Source organism: Chryseobacterium sp. CFS2, assembly GCF_036543225.1.
Classification (GTDB): Bacteria; Bacteroidota; Bacteroidia; order Flavobacteriales; family Weeksellaceae; genus Chryseobacterium; species Chryseobacterium culicis_A.
In genome coordinates this window covers 136043-152858 of the sequence record NZ_JAZHQU010000005.1, presented here as the reverse complement: position 1 = coordinate 152858, position 16816 = coordinate 136043, and the positions used below count along the sequence as shown (strand labels likewise).

At 35.9% G+C, this 16816-nt stretch carries 14 protein-coding genes and 12 tRNA genes; 1 reads left to right on the top strand and 25 read right to left on the bottom strand.

Annotation, left to right across the window (positions count from 1 at the left end; translation table 11 throughout):
• Nucleotides 1–111: 111 nt before the first annotated feature.
• Nucleotides 112–1629 (bottom strand): TROVE domain-containing protein, encoded by a 1518-nt coding sequence (locus ODR02_RS13485; protein WP_309513087.1) that lies wholly within the window; start codon nt 1627–1629, stop codon nt 112–114.
• A gap of 452 nt (nt 1630–2081) precedes the next feature.
• Between ODR02_RS13485 and ODR02_RS13480 the strand changes: the two genes are divergently transcribed.
• A complete protein-coding gene (locus ODR02_RS13480; RefSeq protein ID WP_309513088.1) occupies nt 2082–2534 on the top strand; it encodes a VOC family protein in 453 nt (150 codons plus the stop codon).
• Nucleotides 2535–2673: 139 nt separating this feature from the next.
• On the opposite strand, the gene ODR02_RS13475 is transcribed toward ODR02_RS13480, so the two are convergent.
• The 24 genes from ODR02_RS13475 to ODR02_RS13360 all read right to left on the bottom strand — a co-directional run bounded on the left by ODR02_RS13475 (nt 2674) and on the right by ODR02_RS13360 (nt 16675).
• On the bottom strand, nt 2674–4017 hold the full coding sequence (locus ODR02_RS13475) for an SWIM zinc finger family protein (protein WP_309513089.1): 1344 nt from the start codon (nt 4015–4017) through the stop codon (nt 2674–2676).
• 3 nt (nt 4018–4020) lie between these two features.
• Nucleotides 4021–6717, bottom strand: a complete 2697-nt coding sequence (locus ODR02_RS13470; protein ID WP_309513090.1) for a DUF6493 family protein — start codon at nt 6715–6717, stop codon at nt 4021–4023.
• A 38-nt stretch (nt 6718–6755) separates the two neighbouring features.
• The gene (locus tag ODR02_RS13465) at nt 6756–7175 is read right to left on the bottom strand and encodes a DUF7825 domain-containing protein (protein WP_309513091.1); all 420 of its coding nucleotides are present in this window, start codon (nt 7173–7175) and stop codon (nt 6756–6758) included.
• Nucleotides 7176–7848: 673 nt separating this feature from the next.
• Nucleotides 7849–8400, bottom strand: coding sequence for a 3'-5' exonuclease (locus ODR02_RS13460; protein WP_105684294.1), 552 nt, complete (start codon nt 8398–8400; stop codon nt 7849–7851).
• A 108-nt stretch (nt 8401–8508) separates the two neighbouring features.
• Entirely contained in the window at nt 8509–9051 is a 543-nt protein-coding gene (locus ODR02_RS13455; protein WP_309513092.1) for a 3'-5' exonuclease, read from the bottom strand.
• 106 nt (nt 9052–9157) lie between these two features.
• Nucleotides 9158–9721, bottom strand: a complete 564-nt coding sequence (locus tag ODR02_RS13450; protein ID WP_309513093.1) for a metallophosphoesterase family protein — start codon at nt 9719–9721, stop codon at nt 9158–9160.
• Nucleotides 9722–9886: 165 nt separating this feature from the next.
• Nucleotides 9887–10831: a peptidase gene (locus ODR02_RS13445; protein ID WP_209785925.1), complete on the bottom strand. Its 945-nt coding sequence runs from the start codon at nt 10829–10831 to the stop codon at nt 9887–9889.
• A 195-nt stretch (nt 10832–11026) separates the two neighbouring features.
• The gene (locus tag ODR02_RS13440) at nt 11027–12043 is read right to left on the bottom strand and encodes an RNA ligase, Rnl2 family (RefSeq protein WP_309513094.1); all 1017 of its coding nucleotides are present in this window, start codon (nt 12041–12043) and stop codon (nt 11027–11029) included.
• Between the two features lie 6 nt (nt 12044–12049).
• The gene (locus tag ODR02_RS13435) at nt 12050–12613 is read right to left on the bottom strand and encodes a DinB family protein (RefSeq protein ID WP_309513095.1); all 564 of its coding nucleotides are present in this window, start codon (nt 12611–12613) and stop codon (nt 12050–12052) included.
• On the bottom strand, nt 12613–12984 hold the full coding sequence (locus ODR02_RS13430) for a cyclic-phosphate processing receiver domain-containing protein (protein ID WP_309513096.1): 372 nt from the start codon (nt 12982–12984) through the stop codon (nt 12613–12615). The genes ODR02_RS13435 and ODR02_RS13430 overlap by 1 nt, the downstream gene beginning before the upstream one ends.
• 36 nt (nt 12985–13020) lie before the next feature.
• Nucleotides 13021–13506 (bottom strand): ribonuclease H-like YkuK family protein, encoded by a 486-nt coding sequence (locus tag ODR02_RS13425; protein ID WP_209785929.1) that lies wholly within the window; start codon nt 13504–13506, stop codon nt 13021–13023.
• 100 nt (nt 13507–13606) lie between these two features.
• A tRNA-Trp gene (locus ODR02_RS13420) sits at nt 13607–13677 on the bottom strand.
• A 164-nt stretch (nt 13678–13841) separates the two neighbouring features.
• Nucleotides 13842–13914, bottom strand: a tRNA-Phe gene (locus ODR02_RS13415).
• Between the two features lie 82 nt (nt 13915–13996).
• Nucleotides 13997–14072, bottom strand: a tRNA-Leu gene (locus tag ODR02_RS13410).
• Between the two features lie 351 nt (nt 14073–14423).
• Nucleotides 14424–14495: transfer RNA gene (locus tag ODR02_RS13405), tRNA-Glu, on the bottom strand.
• A 421-nt stretch (nt 14496–14916) separates the two neighbouring features.
• A tRNA-Cys gene (locus ODR02_RS13400) sits at nt 14917–14998 on the bottom strand.
• Nucleotides 14999–15216: 218 nt separating this feature from the next.
• Nucleotides 15217–15290, bottom strand: a tRNA-Ile gene (locus ODR02_RS13395).
• Between the two features lie 83 nt (nt 15291–15373).
• Nucleotides 15374–15445: transfer RNA gene (locus tag ODR02_RS13390), tRNA-Pro, on the bottom strand.
• A 68-nt stretch (nt 15446–15513) separates the two neighbouring features.
• Nucleotides 15514–15585 (bottom strand) — tRNA-Asp (locus ODR02_RS13385).
• 8 nt (nt 15586–15593) lie between these two features.
• Nucleotides 15594–15667, bottom strand: a tRNA-Arg gene (locus ODR02_RS13380).
• A gap of 7 nt (nt 15668–15674) precedes the next feature.
• Nucleotides 15675–15748: transfer RNA gene (locus ODR02_RS13375), tRNA-Lys, on the bottom strand.
• Between the two features lie 74 nt (nt 15749–15822).
• Nucleotides 15823–15896 (bottom strand) — tRNA-Arg (locus ODR02_RS13370).
• Nucleotides 15897–15902: 6 nt separating this feature from the next.
• Nucleotides 15903–15970, bottom strand: a tRNA-His gene (locus tag ODR02_RS13365).
• Nucleotides 15971–16546: 576 nt separating this feature from the next.
• Nucleotides 16547–16675: a penicillin-binding protein gene (locus ODR02_RS13360; RefSeq protein ID WP_167595381.1), complete on the bottom strand. Its 129-nt coding sequence runs from the start codon at nt 16673–16675 to the stop codon at nt 16547–16549.
• Nucleotides 16676–16816: the final 141 nt, after the last annotated feature.

Here is a 16816-nt window from a genome sequence, read left to right as displayed (position 1 = left end):
AATGGCTTGCAAAAAGCTTTGGCGAAAAAGATACAGTGGAAAGCGGGATTAAGCTCCTAAATATATTGATTGTTTTCGTGGTTATCTGTTTTTATGTAAAAGCAGTGCCTGTTACAGCACTACTTTTTGAATCATTTTTACGGCAGATTTTTTGTCTTCCAAAGCATTCAGTACATCGAAAATTTTGTCGGACCAACCTGCAATAAGGTATACATCATTTTTTCTGACATCGAGCGGCGGCTGACCGTAACCTGCCAGGTCAAAAATATACAGTTTTGCATAAGGAGCGATGGTTTTATATCTGTTCCAAAGGTCTTCGAAAGAATTTCTGTTTCCAGTGCTATCCCACAGTTGGGTATCGGTGAAAAGCATTACTTTATCCACCTGTTCTTTTCTTTTGATCAGATCTTCGATGACCAGATAACCATTGGTAGAATATCCTACTTCACCTTCTCTCTTGTAGAATGCATCTACATTCCTTAAGATACCGTTTTTCGGCATTGGAACTCTTAACCAGCGATCACCAAAGATACCTGTCACCACGTTTTTACACTGTGACTGCAAGATCATAGACATCAGCAAACCGATATCATACAGCAATATTTTACTTTTGCTGGAAACCGCTTTCTGCATAGAGCCTGACACATCCGCGGCAATTACTACAGAAGTGTCAAAGCCAAAACCTTTGATGTTTTTAGCACTTACCACCACCGCATTTTCCAAGGCTTCCAATACTGAAGACAGATAAGGAGAATCTATTGTTTTTAATTCTCTATAGGCTGCCAGGAATCGGAACGGAAGCTGCTTTGAGTTGGATACTGCTTTTTCATCGGAAAGATATCTGCAAACTTTATTCATTGCATCAGGTGATACTCCGGCTTCCAGAATATTCCTCAGGTTTCTCATGGTTGCCATATAGCCTAATTTGTTACTGAAAATCAATTCTTCCCACTTGTTTTTGAAGGCCATTTTTCTTTCTGCATCGTTTGCAAATTTCTTCTGACCCAAAACGGAAAGTTCTACTTCCCAAGTGTAAGGGGTTTCCAGTGTATTATTGGCAATTTTGTTGAAAACAGACTGCTGATTTTCATCTTTAGCTTTCGGATGAACCAGGAAGAGCGCATCTTTCAGGGTTACTTCTGCTTTTCTGTTGTATTTTGCAAACTGATATTCATCAAATTTATTGAATGATTTTACCAAACCTTTCTGAATCTGCTTTGAGAGTTTATTGAGTTTTTTGGTATCCGTTCTTTTATTCGCAAGCTGGTAATACGCCAGTAATTCTGTAATTTCATCCGCTCTCTGTACCACTCCATCTACTGTTTTGCTTACAAGGTCTGTACCGGAAGTCTGCTTTGCCAATTCGGTCGTCAAAACCAAAGGAATGGATCTTAAGTACATATCTTTTCTAGCATACACGGCAAGTTTTGCAACAAACTCAGGGTCGTTTTTTTTGATCAGAGACTGTATTCTTTTTAATCTGTCATTTCCCTTTTCATAGTTGGCATCGGACAGTCCTGTTGTAACAACAGCACTATACAATTCTTCTGCAGGTGTCATCGCATAAGCTTTTGCACCTTCGTAGTTCTGTACTACTTTATTTTCTTTTCTTAAAAAATTAAATTTCATGGTTACTGTTTTTTTGTTAAACATTGGAGAGATTGATACTTCCTCTCTGATTTCTGATGCAAAGTAAAAACAGTATTGCGCAATCTATTTGCGTAGAAAAATTTTCTTAGATTTTTTATTTTAAAATGTAATTAAATGATAATGTATGCTGGATATTTTGTGCTTAAATAACTCTTGCTGATCTTTCAGATTATCCAGATTTCTAAGTTTCGGCTAAAGCCATTTGAATAGAGCTTTCTTATAAGGCGGGCTAAAGCCCACCCCTATTGAATAAAAGTTGAAAACTGATATTGATATTTAATGACAATCTAATTCCTAATTCCTAATTCCTAATTCCTAATTCCTAATTCCTAATTATAAAATCCTTCTATCATTCATTTCCATTTAAGAAATCGTTTATAGTGAGTTTTCCGGAAAGGGTTTTCTAGCTTTGTTATTATTAAAATTAAGCTATGATTAAAGGAATATATGAGACTCATGTTCAGGTGAGCAATCTGGAAAATGCTATAGAATTTTATACAGAAGTATTAGGATTAACACTGGCTCACAGAGATGAAACCAGACCTATTGCTTTTTTATGGGTTGGCGAAGGGAAAGAGTTTATGTTAGGACTATGGGAACAGAAGGAGAATCTTCAGACCAGGCATTTTGCTTTTTCCAGCAGTAAGGAAGATATTTTAAATTATTCAGTAGAATTCCTGGAAAATAAGAATTTAAAGCCTTACAATTTTTTGAAAAACGGCAGTATTGAACCTATGGTATTTGCATGGATGCCTGCACTGGCCATTTATTTTAATGATCCTGATGGAAACCAGCTTGAGTTTATTTCTATTCTTGAAGGTGAAAGCAAACCGGAATTGGGTGTACTGAGCTATGAAGAGTGGATGAAACAGGCCGAAAACTGATAGAAGTATATTCGTTGAATGTAAATACAACGCAGAGGCGCAATAAAAATATGAGCTTACCGTAAAGCTCGTCTCAAAAAATTAAATTTTTGCGCCTGTGCGATTGTTGACAAAATAATAAAATGAGCATCAGCAATTTTTAAACATTTACCAGTTTTTTTACTGCCAATACATGTTTACAGGGTCCTCTTTCACCCTGATATTTACTGAACCATTCGCAGGTACAACGTTCTTTTTCTTCGTCAATGATTACCGTATGATGCACTCCGGTTCCTTCTACTCTGGCTTCTGTTCTTTCTTTACTATTATTTAAAATTTCTACTTTTCCGGATTCTATAAGCTTTTCAGCGTTTTTTATGCGGGGATTGAGCCCGATAATACGGCTTAACTTAAAAGGAAGCCTACGGTAGAAAAATTCTTTTTCATCAAGATCGTAGCCGAGTAATCCCATTGCAGCAAGCCGCCTGGTAATGTTTTCAGCTTTGATAAAACTAATATTTTCCTCCAAAGCAAGTCTCTCCGGATTGAAAGATTGATTAGCATAAGCATATTTATCCAGAACATCAATCCATTCATCTGAAACATCAGAAATCAGACTTTCCAGAATAGCTCCTTCTCCTGAAAAACCTCTCCAGCTTTCTCTCGACAAAGAAAAACTGAATCTGATATTCCCCATATAGAGCTGCCATGTTGTAGATTGTCTATTGGTATGGGAAAAAACCTTCATACAATCAATATAAGGAAGAAGAGGTTCTAAAAGGCGAAGCCTGTTAAGCCCTCCAATACAAACGGCATCTGCAGATTTTACCGGAGAAAAAATGGGTTTATTTCCTCTGACTATCAAATAATAATCTGACTTCACTATCCCTTTCGGCATTCCGCGAAACAGTTGTTGAGTTTGGATTTTATTAAAAGTATGACGTTCCTCAGATTCTGATAAATAGACCTGAACAGTTCCCAGTCCTTTAATCCATTTTGTAGGCAAAGGCACTTTTCTTTCTATTATTTTATTTTCCTCTTTATATAGACCGACTTCTTTCTGCCCTACAGAAAGCATAATCTTTTCATTCGGACGGATACTTCCCAGAGCCGTTATCATAGGCTGATTAAAATCCACATTCGTTGTTCCGTTTTCCAGAAACTCACCATCCAATCCATCAGGCAGTACATCTACTCTTGCATAAACTCCTGCACAGTGTGAGAAACCTTCAAACCTTAATCTTTCATTTCCTGCTGTCACGATAGGATCTTTAAGAAGTCCCATCTGAAACGGAGAAAGGTTAAAGCTGGATTTCACAATATTGGAAAGCGTGATAAGACATCGAGCTAAAATAAAGGGCTGCCCCACATTTCCCCAGAAAAAACAGGGAGCATCTGTATTTTTATGAATTTCACTGTATTTGGCGAGAAACAACTCTTCAAGAGCAGCTCTTCTGACTAAAGAGGATACTCCTGAATAGTTATAAATAAGCGTATCTTCCATAATCTATTTTTTCAGAAGAAGATTGCAGATTTTTTTCAGACTCGAATTTTCTTTCCAGCTGTTTATTTTTTCTATAACTTCTTTATGGACAGATGACTGGTTCAAAGCCAATACTTCATGATAAATTTCAAGAATTCTTTTCAGATTGGTAACCGGTTCTTCCATTTGAAGCAGAATATTGGAAATCAATTCCTCAAGGGCAATATTATGATTCTTACTTACATTCAGCATGTGATGCTGCATAAGATCTGTTAATCTCTTAACCGGAGCCCACTCCAGCTTCTCGTGTAAACCAATCACTCTTCCCAGCCATGCATTATCCATCATCTGGCAAGAAACATGTTCAAGCCAAATTTCAGCAGCTGTCCCACGGATGGTTTTATCACTGTCCAGGAAAATAGTGCCTAGAAACAGATAGCCAATTTCATCCAAGGGCTTTTTGATCTGATACAGTGTACTGGCAGTATTTAAAACAAGGCTTCTTTCATACACTTCTGCAATTCCGGAATAGAAAAGGCAGTACTTGATTACCTTCGCCAGAGCGTTTGCAGGGGTATTGGGAAAGCAAAGCATGAGCGCAGGAATTTCATTAAGCTCTTTCTGTTCAGCAACAAAATATTCCATGAATAAAGGTTCTTTTCTTTTTTCAAGATGATATTTTGGAATGACAATATTCAGCTCCACAGGATAGTATGAGTTTTTCTTATTATCAATTGTTTTCCATTGGTAAGCTCCTGAAAAGAATTCTGCAGGAATATTATCATATCCGAAACTTTTGAATTCCTCAAAAACAGTCTCTGGTGAACGGGTAATCCCAGCTGTCATCCACCATGAAGGGTGTATAAACTTACCTTCAGGATTGCCATTTTTACCAAAGAAAAAAAGCAGCAACTCTTTATATTCACCTTTTAATCTTTTCTCAACTTCCGCAATAGCTTTTGAAGTATCATCTAAAGCACAACGCTGCAGTGCCAGCTGAATATCCAGATGATGAGGCTCTGTATTACTATTCTGATAATGCTCCAGCCTCTCTACCAAAGTAACGGGAGAAATCCAGCATGGAGCATGGGTGATAGGAAATAGCAAAGGAATTTTATCTCCGGATGTTATTTTTTCAACCGCATAGATAGCAATTTCCTTAAACGCCTGCCTTGCAGGACAATCTGCCCCAACTTCTTCTATTGGACCCAATTTTTTCTGATAATTGGAATAAGACTCTCTTGTGGATTCTTCTTCCTGGGTTTTCTGGTATATTTTTTCCAGATTCTTTAGCTGAACCGGATATTCTTCCTTTAAAGCCAGCCCATAATTGATAATTGCATTGCATAACAAAACATTGAGATAAGGGACTTCCCATTTCGCAATGGTTTTACAGGCTTTCAAAAATACAGGTTCTATCAGTTTTACAGATTCAGCATCTACATCTCCGGCAAATTTGATAAACCCTGTCAAAGCAATATCACAATGATAACTATACGGATCATCCATTGCCAAAGGAAGATAGAACATCAGATCTTCAAAATTCTGAAGGATCTGTACTGCATTTTCATCTGCTGCCAGCTGTCGTTTTTCTGAAGCTATCGCCTCAAGTTCCGGCTGTTTTTCTTCAATATATTTTGCCAAAAGAGGACGCACATTGGTGAGTATATTATCTGAATAATGAGAAAGCGCCTCAATCATATTTTCTGAAGCCGGAATATATTTAAGGATAATCTTTGCTGCTTTTGACTGTATCCCGTCATCTTTACTGACAAATGCTGTACTTAAAGCCATTCCAAGCATATCAGGATCCATTTTCTTTCTCTGAAATATTTTTTCAGTAAGCCCCAGACTGGAAACCACTACTGTTTTCACCTCTGAACTCAACAGGTTAGGGAGATAATGTGAAAATTCCTCATTTTTAAACTCAGGAGTTCCCACTATTTTTTTCAAATGTGACAGAATCGTATTCACTGCTTTTGACTGTGAGGAAGCCAGCCCTGCGAGTAATTCATCCTGCAGATCCGACAGTTCTTCTTCAGTAGGTTTTAAAGAGGTAAATGTGTCCATAAACCAGCCTGTAACATTTTTATTAAAGTTTCTGTTAGAAGCCAAAAGACATTCTTTCAAGAATCTTTTTCTTTCAATTTTCTTCTCATTAATCAATTTTTGTACGATAGGAAACCATTCTTTACGGAAGGGCAAAGATTTGGAAGGATATTCACACAAATACCAAAAATGAGTACTGAGGGTTTCAGGATGATGGTCAAGATCCGCCGGATAATTACTTAGGTGATGTCCCAGCAGTTCCGGTTTGGGCTGTACATAGCCTTTCTCTGTCCATCCTAAAATATCTTTATAATTGAATGCCGTAAATTCAGCTTCTACCGATTCATTGATAAAGTCTGAAAACCATTCCGGACATCCCCATTCCAGTATCTGTTCGGTTTGTTCTGCATTACGGAAAAGGCTCCAGTAGTTTTTACCAAAGTTCTTTTTGTCCATGCAGACAAAAGATGCGATATCTATAATGGAGTGTTGGTTTACAGATCCTGCCGTATGGTAGGAGTTTTTAGTCATTATAATTTTACTGATTTCACGGTCCATTTTCTTTATAGACGGTATCAGTGTTTTCCTTTCTTCAATACTAAGCTCTTTTAGAAAGGGGATAATCTCATGTATTTTTTCCTCATTAAGGATCTCATAAAGTCTTTCTTTCATGTGCTTTAATTTGATGTATAAATTTGTTTTCAGGTTATTCATTTTTTCCATTCTTCGGGCAGTCTCATAAGAACTATTTCCTGTCCATACCCATTTTGTTGTAACAGTTTATGATAAAGCCCGAGGAGCTTTTTAGCATTAAAAACCGTTTTCGTAACCGCTGAAAGAATGGGAATCAGCAGCTTTCCAAAAGCAATATTGCAACTGTTAATCAGACTGGTAAGTTTTGAAAAACCGTGGGCAAACCCCTTTACTTGATTCTGTTCAAAACTTAACTTTTTACCAATTATTATTCCCAACTTCATTTCTTTTAAATCATTCAAAACTGCCTTGTTAAATACGGCTTCAAAAGCCGTACCACAGAGTGTTTCATATTTATTAAACAGTCCGGAAAACAGGAATAAATATATCCTCTTCCGGGAAGGTAAATCCAGATTTATCCCAACATTTGGAAGCACTGTATTCTACCCAATATTAAACTGATATACAGCACTTAATAAAATTCCATTATTTTCTACTGTAAAAACAGAGCCTGAAAAAACAGGATGCTCTCTATAAAATTCTGATCATGTCATGATGATAAACACCACCATAAGAATTGAATCATTTATTAAAAAAAACAGTTTTTAAGGAAGGTCAATCTTAACAAAATCAGTCGGTATCTCATTGTATCCGGAATTTTATTCTTTATTTCTCAGTTTAAATATATTACCTCAAAAACCTCATCAATAAACATAAGTTCATTCTTGTCGGCTAAAATAAAAAAAAATGACTGACAGACAGTAAATTATCCCATTAAAGTGAATTTTTTAACAAAATATTAAGTTAATAAAACAACTGTCAGCATACTTCCAGCTCTTAATTAATAATTCTCTGTTTAAAGATATATTACTATAAAAGGATATAAAACCCCTCTGCTTTGAGATTTACACATCATTTGGTGTCTTAATTTTAAAATTTGTACTGCCTTACCATAAAATCATTTTATCATACAGATACGTTAATTTTTTTTAAAATAGTAAAAACAGGGCTGTAATTCACTAAATTTTATATAGTTACAAAATAAAAAACTGCCTCATTATTTGAGACAGTCTTCATTTTTAAACTGAGCTGTAGTTACTTCCCTGTCATTTAATAATTCTTCAGGCACCAATGCAGAATTTTCGCAATGTTTTTGGCATCATCAACTCCTCTGTGGTGCGTACCTTCTAAAGTCATTCCCAATTCACCCAAAGCACGGTTCATTCCTACACTTTTTCTGATGGTAGGATGAATTTCACCGAATAATGTCTTCACATTGATGTGGTCATCGCTCATTGGATAATCAGTGTAGAATCTCCTTGCCTGGTTCTGAAGCATGTTCAGATCATAATTTCCATAACTTGCCCACGTCAGTTCTTCCGAATCATATTCTGCTCTCAGAATATCGAATGCGTCATCCAGCATGATTCCTTCATGATCCAGCATATTTTGGGTAAGAGTGGTAAGCTCCGTACAGAACGGACTTACTTTTGAATGTTGAGGCTTTATTAAAATCCCTTCATTTTTAGAGATCTTCCCGGTTTTTGCATTCATGATGCATACACCAATCTCGATGATCTCGCTTTCCTGACCTCTTGGCGGGCGGTTTTCCCAACATGTTGCTTCGAGGTCTACTATTAATATATTTTCTGTTGTTTTCACGTGTTTAAAATTTAATTGTTAAAGGGCGGAAGATGGATGCAGGAAGAGGAAATTTTTTTATTATAACTAAATTTCCTTCCAGCTTCAGTCTTCCAGCTTCCTTCCTAATTACAGAATCTTAGTTAAAATTCTGGCTGTATTATAAGCATCGTCTGCTCCGCTGTGGTGGGTGCCTTCAAAGTTCATGTTCAGATAATCCAGGGCTCTTTTAAGTCCTATTTGTTTGTGTAATCCGAAATGTCTTTTAAATTCATACATCACATTCATATAGTTTTCTGAAAAAGGATTCTTTATACCGAGCCAGTCACATTGTTCTATAATCTGTTCTCCGTCGAAGTTCCCGTATCCAGCCCAGGTAAGTGGTGCAGAATGGTATTGCTCTCTGATTATTTCACAGGCTTCTTCGAAATATATTCCTTTTTCTTCTATCAGTTGCGGAGTAATTCCCGTCAGTTTTGTACAGAATCTGTTGATTTCTGATCGTTCCGGAATTACATAAATGCCTTGTTTCTGGGAAATTGCTTTTGATGTTAAGTTTAACTTGCAAATTCCTATTTCTATAATATCAACTTTCTGTCCGCTGGGAATTCTGTCGTTTTCCCAACATGTCGCTTCCAGATCGATGATTATAATCTCATTGGTTGTTTTCATTGTTATTGTAAAATGTACTTTGTAAAAAGTAAAATGTATGATAAAGGCAGTTGAATATTAAATGAATATCTTTTTCTTATATCAATCCACTACTTTTTACCAGCAATTAATTTCTGGGAGCAAATGGAGGCGTCCATTTTTTCCTTTTCATCAATTCTTTGACTTCCTCGTAGGAAACGGGATAAAAATTGTGGCAGTCTACCCCTACATCAAAACTCAAAGCCATCTCATCATCCGGCAATGTTCCGTGTGAATGACCGTATAATTGCCAGACACCTCGGTGCGAGCCATTCCAGGTGCGCATGGCATAATGGAAAAGAATGATTTTTTGTTTTCCGTTGCTGTTATCTGCTTCATCAATTTTCAGTTCGTGATAATCTCTGATGGAAGCAAACCGCTTGGGATAGGTTAAAGCTGCCCCTTCGTGATTGCCTTTGATCAGATGGATATTGCCATTTAACCTGTCTAAAATATCTTTGGTAAAATCCGGTTTTCCTAAACTCATGTCTCCTAAATGGTAGACGGCATCACCGGGTTTTATTTTCTCATTCCATCTTTTAATGAGTTCTTCATTCATATGATCCAGTGATTCAAAGGGTCTCTCTGAAAATTTTATAATATTTTCATGACCAAAATGATGGTCTGCTGTAAAAAATATATTGGGTTTCATTTTTTTAATTGTTTTTTTAACTACAAAATTTTCAACACTTTGCTGTCATTCTGAATGAAACAAAGAATCTCTTTCACTTTAAGCATATTCTTCCTTCCTCAGGATGACAACTGTATAGATTATTATTCTGTGAATACTGTAGTTTTAGTTGGTAAATATTTTTAATTAATTTTTACGAAATGCTTTATAAAAAGCAGTTTCAATTTCTTCCTGATCGCTTTCTGTGTATCTTCTCGAAAAGTGAATCGGAATGGCTTCTTTCACCTCGCATTCATTCATGATATTCCCTGATGCGGAAGCAAAGCTGTGATGATTGATCCTGGCAAATTCCTGATCAGAATCCTTATAAAATGTTTCAATATACACCAGATCTGCTCCTCCAAACACTGCTTTTATTTTCTCATAATTGCTTTTGTCTACAGCATGATCCATGATGACACCAAGCTTATAGCCTTCATTACGGGTTAACAAATGAAAAAGATCGGCTGCTTTATAAACAGTTCCTTCAATTTCAATTTCTTTGTCTCTGCTATTATTTTCAAAAGCGGTCTTCAGTTCGCTGATCCATTTTCCTTTTTTAAATCCGGACTCAACCTCATTGAAGCTTACTGTATCTTTTTCTTTAAACAAATAAGCTATAGAATCTGTTTTGTGATCAAGAATGGCAAAATCAACGTTGACATATTCGTCTTCAAAAAGGAAATTTTGGGTATTGATGAGTTCCAGATTCCAGTGTGGCGGACGAAGAGCATAGATATTAATTTCGTCTTTTGAAACAATCTCACGGATTTCATAGGCAATTGCGTTTTCTTCAATCAGATTCCAGGTGTAAGATTTCAATCTTGCCTCAACTTGTTGGTGAATATTTTTCGGTCCACTAATTACAACCTTTTCTCCGCTTCCGATCTGATGTCTGAAAATTCCATCGAAATTTGAAAAGTGATCGATATGAGTATGACTGATGAATATTGCGGATATAGACTGAACTTCTTTCACAGTCAACAAACTCGCTTCTCCACAATCACACAGATAATGCTTTCCGGAATTAGGAATTTTGATTAATATACTGATGTCTTCTTTTAAAAGACTTTTTATTTCTGCCTGTAACATAGTTTTTTCTTTTTTGAACCATAAATCTCTATAACATTTATCATTTTGAATGAATCTTAGATATATTTTCACTTTTAATTGAGATTCCTAACGGAATGACAAACTTACTGCATAATGAAAATCAAGTTTCTAAGACTTATGTTGCCTCTATGGTTTGGTTTATACATAAAAAAGTTTCGGTAAAATTTACCGAAACTACACTTTAAGAGTCATCAACTCTTCTTTTATAAAATCAATTACTAAAGAATTGAACTTTTTATTGATCCTTTTCTGCTCTTCTTTTTCAATAGCTGTAAAAGCAGCAGGGAAATCTTTCTGGAAATCTTCTAAAATATCCTGTGAAAAAAGACCAATCACTTTACCTATTATTTTAGGTTCGAATTCGCCGATTTTGCTTACCACATTATTCAATCTGTTGGCTGTAGCATATTTTTGTATTTCTTCCCAGATTTCCTGAGCTTTTTCACTGAAGTAGATCTGTTTATGAACAGTTTTTCCCTCTTTTTTAACCATTTTGGATTTCTCGATCCATTTTTCATTCTTATTTTTCAGAATGATCCTTGCCCCGTTTCCAAAATATTGGGTTTTCAAAGTTTTTACGATAGTACCTTCACACATATTGTTCTCCAATTCAGGTAATCCCAGCCAAGCCGGAATTTTTGAATTGAAAACATTGGGATACCTCAAAGCATCCTCAAGAGTCCCTTGAAACAAGATTTTAGCATAGAAAAAACCGGTCTCCTCAAAAATATGATTGACTACTTCGGTATCCAAATAGGTAATTCCATTCAGTTTAATATCAAAGGCGTAAAATTCGTTGTAAGGTGCATACTCAATACCTTTCTGTACCTTTACCGCATCTTTTACAGGCTCCACTTCTTTATGTTTGTAACCGCCACCGAACAATTCACCGTAGATGACTACAGTTTCTACATCCGGGTAGATGGTTTTCACTTTTTGAAACACTTCTATTACATTTTTTCTGTAGCGTTCCAATATCTGATAGGCATTGAAAAATTTCTCATCTTTTTCGATGAAAGCAGTTCTCTTCGCGATTTTAATTTCCTTTCCGTCGGTAAAGAAAGAGAAATTAGCCCCGTGAACTTTTTCCTGTACAATGAAAACCTCATCCCCAAAACCCTGCATTCTGATCTGTTCGATCACGCGGGCCTGGTAAGCATTTTCTATAGAGTTATATGTTTTGAAAATCATTTTGTTTTAGTTTTTAATCGTTTCTGATTCGTTTTTCTTCATCTGGGTAATATGCCTTTGGGCATGGAGGGAAAGAAAATAAATATATTCATATACATTAATTTTCCCAAGTTCATTTACTGTCATTGTCGTTTTATACAAGAAACCTTCACCATTTCCCATTACTTCCAGATATTGTAAACACTGAAGATATTGCTGAGTAATGAGGCTTCTGATTTCATCCAGACTCATTTCTCCTTTCGGTTCCATATGTTCCGGTCTTATCCATTCAAAAGCGCCATGCTCACCTACCCTGTCAAAGTTTTCTTTATTGAAACTGTAGTTTTTAATTTCAGATTCAAGGTCAAGATTCAAAGAATTTTTCATTGCTTTTTTGGAACCTTTTTCAATAAGGATCAGTAAGTAAAAATTCGTAAGATAAATATGTTCTAAAATCTGTTGAATCGTCCAACCTCCGTTTGAAGGTTGATGATTCAACGTTTTTTTATCTTTTCTGAACCATTCGTCCACCTCACCAAATGTGAGTTTCAGGTGTACTTTTATATCTTGAATATATCTAAAAATGTCCATTACAGTTTTTTAAAGTTATCTAAAAGGCTAAGAATATTTTCCTTTCCTACAGGGTTCATAGAATGACAGTAGAATTTTGGAAGGTCAAGATAATTGTCCATACAATATTCTATCAGCCATTTGGCACAGTCATACCCTGTCTTTTCGACATATTCCTGAGAATGCTGATCCACATAATGCTCATCTGCCAGATCATGGTCAAAAGAAATCATTTCCGGAAGTCCTTTTTCCAGGATTCTGTTGACAAACTGCTCGTAATTCCGAACAATATGCCAGTCATTTCTGAGGAAAATATCTTGTTTGGTATAATGATAAGCCTCAATCGGGTATCTTATATCATCCAGAAATAGTAATCTTTTTGTTTTTTCCATGATTTAATTTATATAATTTTTAAGCTTCCCGCTTTATTACACCATCATATCAGCACAATTGGAACTTGCGAAGGCATAAGGTTTTGCTTTAAACACATATCCCATTCCAAGAATATATCCCATTGCATCTTTCAATGCGACATTGGATTTAAAATCGGGATCGGTATTAATGTCTGCGTGTACCTCCATTTCCACACCATAAGTATCCAACACAGAGCAGATCGCGTATGCAATTTCTACGGATTTGTTAACCTCATTAAGCATTCGCTCCTTGATACTGATACTCTGTATTTCTCTTTCTTTTCTGATAAAGGTAAACGCTCCTTTTCCCTCACGAATAAATACTACTGCCGTAGCATAATTGATGGCATCTCCGTATACATGAGAGTCTGATCCCACACATACTTTCAGACGGTGTCCGTTTGCCTGTTCGCGGATGATGGCTTCTTCTACCAGCTGTGTGATAGAGTTTTGGAAAAATTTCCCGTTCATATTCTGCCATGTTTGTTGTTGCGTTTCCATTTTTTCTACATGTTTTAATTCATAAATGATTGTTGATAATTGATAAATGATTACTAGAAATCATAATTTCTAACTTCTAGTTTCTAATTTCTATTTTTTGCACTCTGAATCGGATTCGAACCCATACCATCAGTTTTGGAGACTGAGATGCTGCCATTACACTATCAGAGTAAATATTGTTAATTCATTAGGACTCGAACCTAAACTCCAAGAATCAAAATCTTGTGTGCTGCCTATTACACTATGAATCAGTTTTATAATTGATCAATGATGATTGATAATTGATCAATTGCTCAGCAATTATTGATCATTGATCTCTTATCATTTATATTTTGTGGAACAGACAGGAATTGAACCTGTACCTTTAGTTTTTCAGACTAACGTGCAGACCTTCTACACCACTCTTCCGATTATAATTGATCAATGATAATTGATAATTGATGGATTGCTCAGCAATCGTTTATCATTGATATTTTATCATTTATGTTTTTGGTACGGAAAGAGGGATTCGAACCCCCAAAAGCTTGATCCTAAATCAAGAGTGTCTGCCATTCCACCATTCCCGCAGGTTTTTTATTAAGTAATGAGTAATTGGTAATTAGTAATATTTTCTATTTTCATTATTACTTATTGCTCATATTATGTCTAGGTTTGAGAAAATTCTGTCTGTTGATGAACTATGCCTGTTAGTGTTTGTAAAGATCTTCTGTGCTTGACAAACCTTTCTCATTTCCTAATGTATTTTGTTTTAAAAAAGTAAAAGGCTGCCCATTTTTATTGACTAAAGATCTTCTGCTCTTGACAGTCCTTTTCTCTTTTCTTCATTTTCTGTGTGAATGGCAACTGGCCAATTTTTTTTAAATCTGAACTTTCATGGTATTAAATCAATTCAATATTGACCAGTTATTCACATCCAGTACTCTATAAGGGAATCGAACCCTTATTTTCTGCTCGAAAGGCAGGCGTCCTCACCGTTAGACGAATAGAGCATTACCCACTGACCAGGAATCGAACCTGAACGACAAGAGTACATTTCCTGCATGCTGCCATTACATTATCAGTGGTTGGGTGGAAGTAGTAGGATTCGAACCTACTCAGCAATGAAGCAACAGATTTTAACTCTATTACTTTCATTTTTTTAAGGAATCGTTCAATTCGTTCCTCATGTCAGTCTGCCCCGACTCTCCAACTTCGGCGTACTTCCGGATTTTTATGAGCAATTAGTAATGAATAATAAGTAATTCCTCAATTTTCCTTTGAAAAAAGAAAAGGCTTGTCTTTATTGAATGTTTGATTAAAGATCTTCTGCGCTCGACAGCCTTTTTCTTTTATTAATAAAGGATATTCTTTGCTATAGATGATAAAAGATCATTGATAAAGATTCTTATATCTTCTATAGTTTTTACATTGAGAAGGTTATGGGATTCAAACCCACTCAGTTTACACAACGGTTTTGCAGACCGCCCCGACTCTTCCACTTCGGCGAACCATCAGATTAAAAAATAAAGTCTGTCTTAATTTGTTTGATATAAGAACTTCTGCGCTCGACAAACTTTATTTTTACCTAAAAATTTATAAATGATATCTTTTAATTCTAATTCATCCGGAGAGAAGAAAAGCCTGTCTGTATTTTTTGTGTTTGGCGTAAAGATCTTCTGCTCTCGACAAACTTTTACTTTTTCTCCTGAAACAATTAACAATTAGTTACTGTAATTCCGGAAGGACTCGAACCTTCAACCTTCGGTGTATCAGACCGATACTCTAACCACTTGAGCTACGAAATCATTTGTATTCCATAAGGGCATCGAACCCTTGTCGTTCGGTAGAAAGCCGAATGCACTTACCACTATGCTAATGGAACAAATTGTCTGGAAAGCAAGATTCGAACTTGCGACCTCCCGCGTCCAAGACGGGTAAACAACCACCGTTATCTTTCCAGTTTTGCAGATTCACTTTAAAATCCTTTTCCGAGAGACAGTCGGAACCGAAGTTTTTTATGAATCTTTGCGGTCTATGCGAGAATCGAACTCGCAGTGCCCAAGAGACAGTCGGGCAGGTTAGCCATTACCTCAATAGACCTTTTTTTGTGATTCCGAGAGGACTCGAACCTCTAACCCTGGGTTTAGAAAACCCATGCTCTATCCAGTTGAGCTACGGAACCGTTTTTGTAATCCCAGAAAGATTTGAACTTTCAACCCCCGGTTTAAAAGACCGGTGCTCTAACCCATTGAGCTATGAGATTGTTTTGGCTTGTGAATCATTAATAATCAGCTCGCTTTGTGTGCCAATTTTTAATTTCGTAATTCACATTTTTTGTAATCTCAGAAGGACTTGAACCTTCAACCTTCGGTGTCGTAAACCAACGCTCTATCCAATTGAGCCATGAGATTTTATATTGGGTATCTCCGGGGATCGAACCCTGTTCTCCGGTTCCACAGACCGGCGCTTTACCAAATAAGCTAAAGAAACCATAAAAAAAAGCGCCTCTTTTCGGGAGGCGCTTCATATATTTTAACGTAAGAGATCATTAGCTGACCCACGTATATAAGCACCTTTTATCCACAATTCCACGATCAAGAATACACGCAACACCTGTCGGTTCCTGTCCGAATAGTTTTGAATATTGATTGAATATGCTGTGTAACTGTTTCATTTTATTTTTGTTTGTTTCTAAATTATTTTTAACTGAATCCTGAAAATCTGTTGCTTTCAATTTTCGGTTGCAAAGTAAATATGAATTTTTGGAATCCGCAAATAAATTTTCAAATTAAATTATTGATAATCAATTAATTACGTTTAAATTTAAGCATAGAGAATTTCTGTCCGCAATATTTTGCGGATATCTTAATTACCTAAATGACTGTCTCTCATCGGGTTGCTTATCACTCTATTTTATCGTATTAAAGTTTCATTGTTTATTAAAAAATTTTCATGTTTATGGTTATTTTTTTTCATTCTAAATAATTTCTGACCTAAAAAACAAAAAACGCCTCGGTTTTCCGAGGCGTTTCTGTTGTATTTTGTTTAATTTTTTACAAGTTTATAGTAAATAATTTCCAAAGTCAGCACATTTCGCCTCATTCCATATCACCTCATCACGTCCAAATAATCCTTTATTAGAAGGACTTTTGAATAGTTCTGCATTGATATGTGCTCTTTGTATTGTCATAATTTTCTGGTGCAAAGATAAATCTTTTTGGTATCATTTTTATAATATTTACAATTTCTGGAAGGTTTTATATACGCAAAGGCGCAAAATAATATCAAAAAATTGTGCTTTAAGGCGCGAGGATTTTATCTCCGATAAAAT

Coding starts and splice junctions, on each gene's coding strand:
- ODR02_RS13485 (WP_309513087.1), bottom strand. CDS start 1,629: ATGAAATTTAATTTTTTAAGAAAAGAAAATAAAGTAGTACAGAACTAC.
- ODR02_RS13480 (WP_309513088.1), top strand. CDS start 2,082: ATGATTAAAGGAATATATGAGACTCATGTTCAGGTGAGCAATCTGGAA.
- ODR02_RS13475 (WP_309513089.1), bottom strand. CDS start 4,017: ATGGAAGATACGCTTATTTATAACTATTCAGGAGTATCCTCTTTAGTC.
- ODR02_RS13470 (WP_309513090.1), bottom strand. CDS start 6,717: ATGAAAGAAAGACTTTATGAGATCCTTAATGAGGAAAAAATACATGAG.
- ODR02_RS13455 (WP_309513092.1), bottom strand. CDS start 9,051: ATGAAAACAACCAATGAGATTATAATCATCGATCTGGAAGCGACATGT.
- ODR02_RS13450 (WP_309513093.1), bottom strand. CDS start 9,721: ATGAAACCCAATATATTTTTTACAGCAGACCATCATTTTGGTCATGAA.
- ODR02_RS13445 (WP_209785925.1), bottom strand. CDS start 10,831: ATGTTACAGGCAGAAATAAAAAGTCTTTTAAAAGAAGACATCAGTATA.
- ODR02_RS13440 (WP_309513094.1), bottom strand. CDS start 12,043: ATGATTTTCAAAACATATAACTCTATAGAAAATGCTTACCAGGCCCGC.
- ODR02_RS13435 (WP_309513095.1), bottom strand. CDS start 12,613: ATGGACATTTTTAGATATATTCAAGATATAAAAGTACACCTGAAACTC.
- ODR02_RS13430 (WP_309513096.1), bottom strand. CDS start 12,984: ATGGAAAAAACAAAAAGATTACTATTTCTGGATGATATAAGATACCCG.
- ODR02_RS13425 (WP_209785929.1), bottom strand. CDS start 13,506: ATGGAAACGCAACAACAAACATGGCAGAATATGAACGGGAAATTTTTC.
- ODR02_RS13360 (WP_167595381.1), bottom strand. CDS start 16,675: ATGACAATACAAAGAGCACATATCAATGCAGAACTATTCAAAAGTCCT.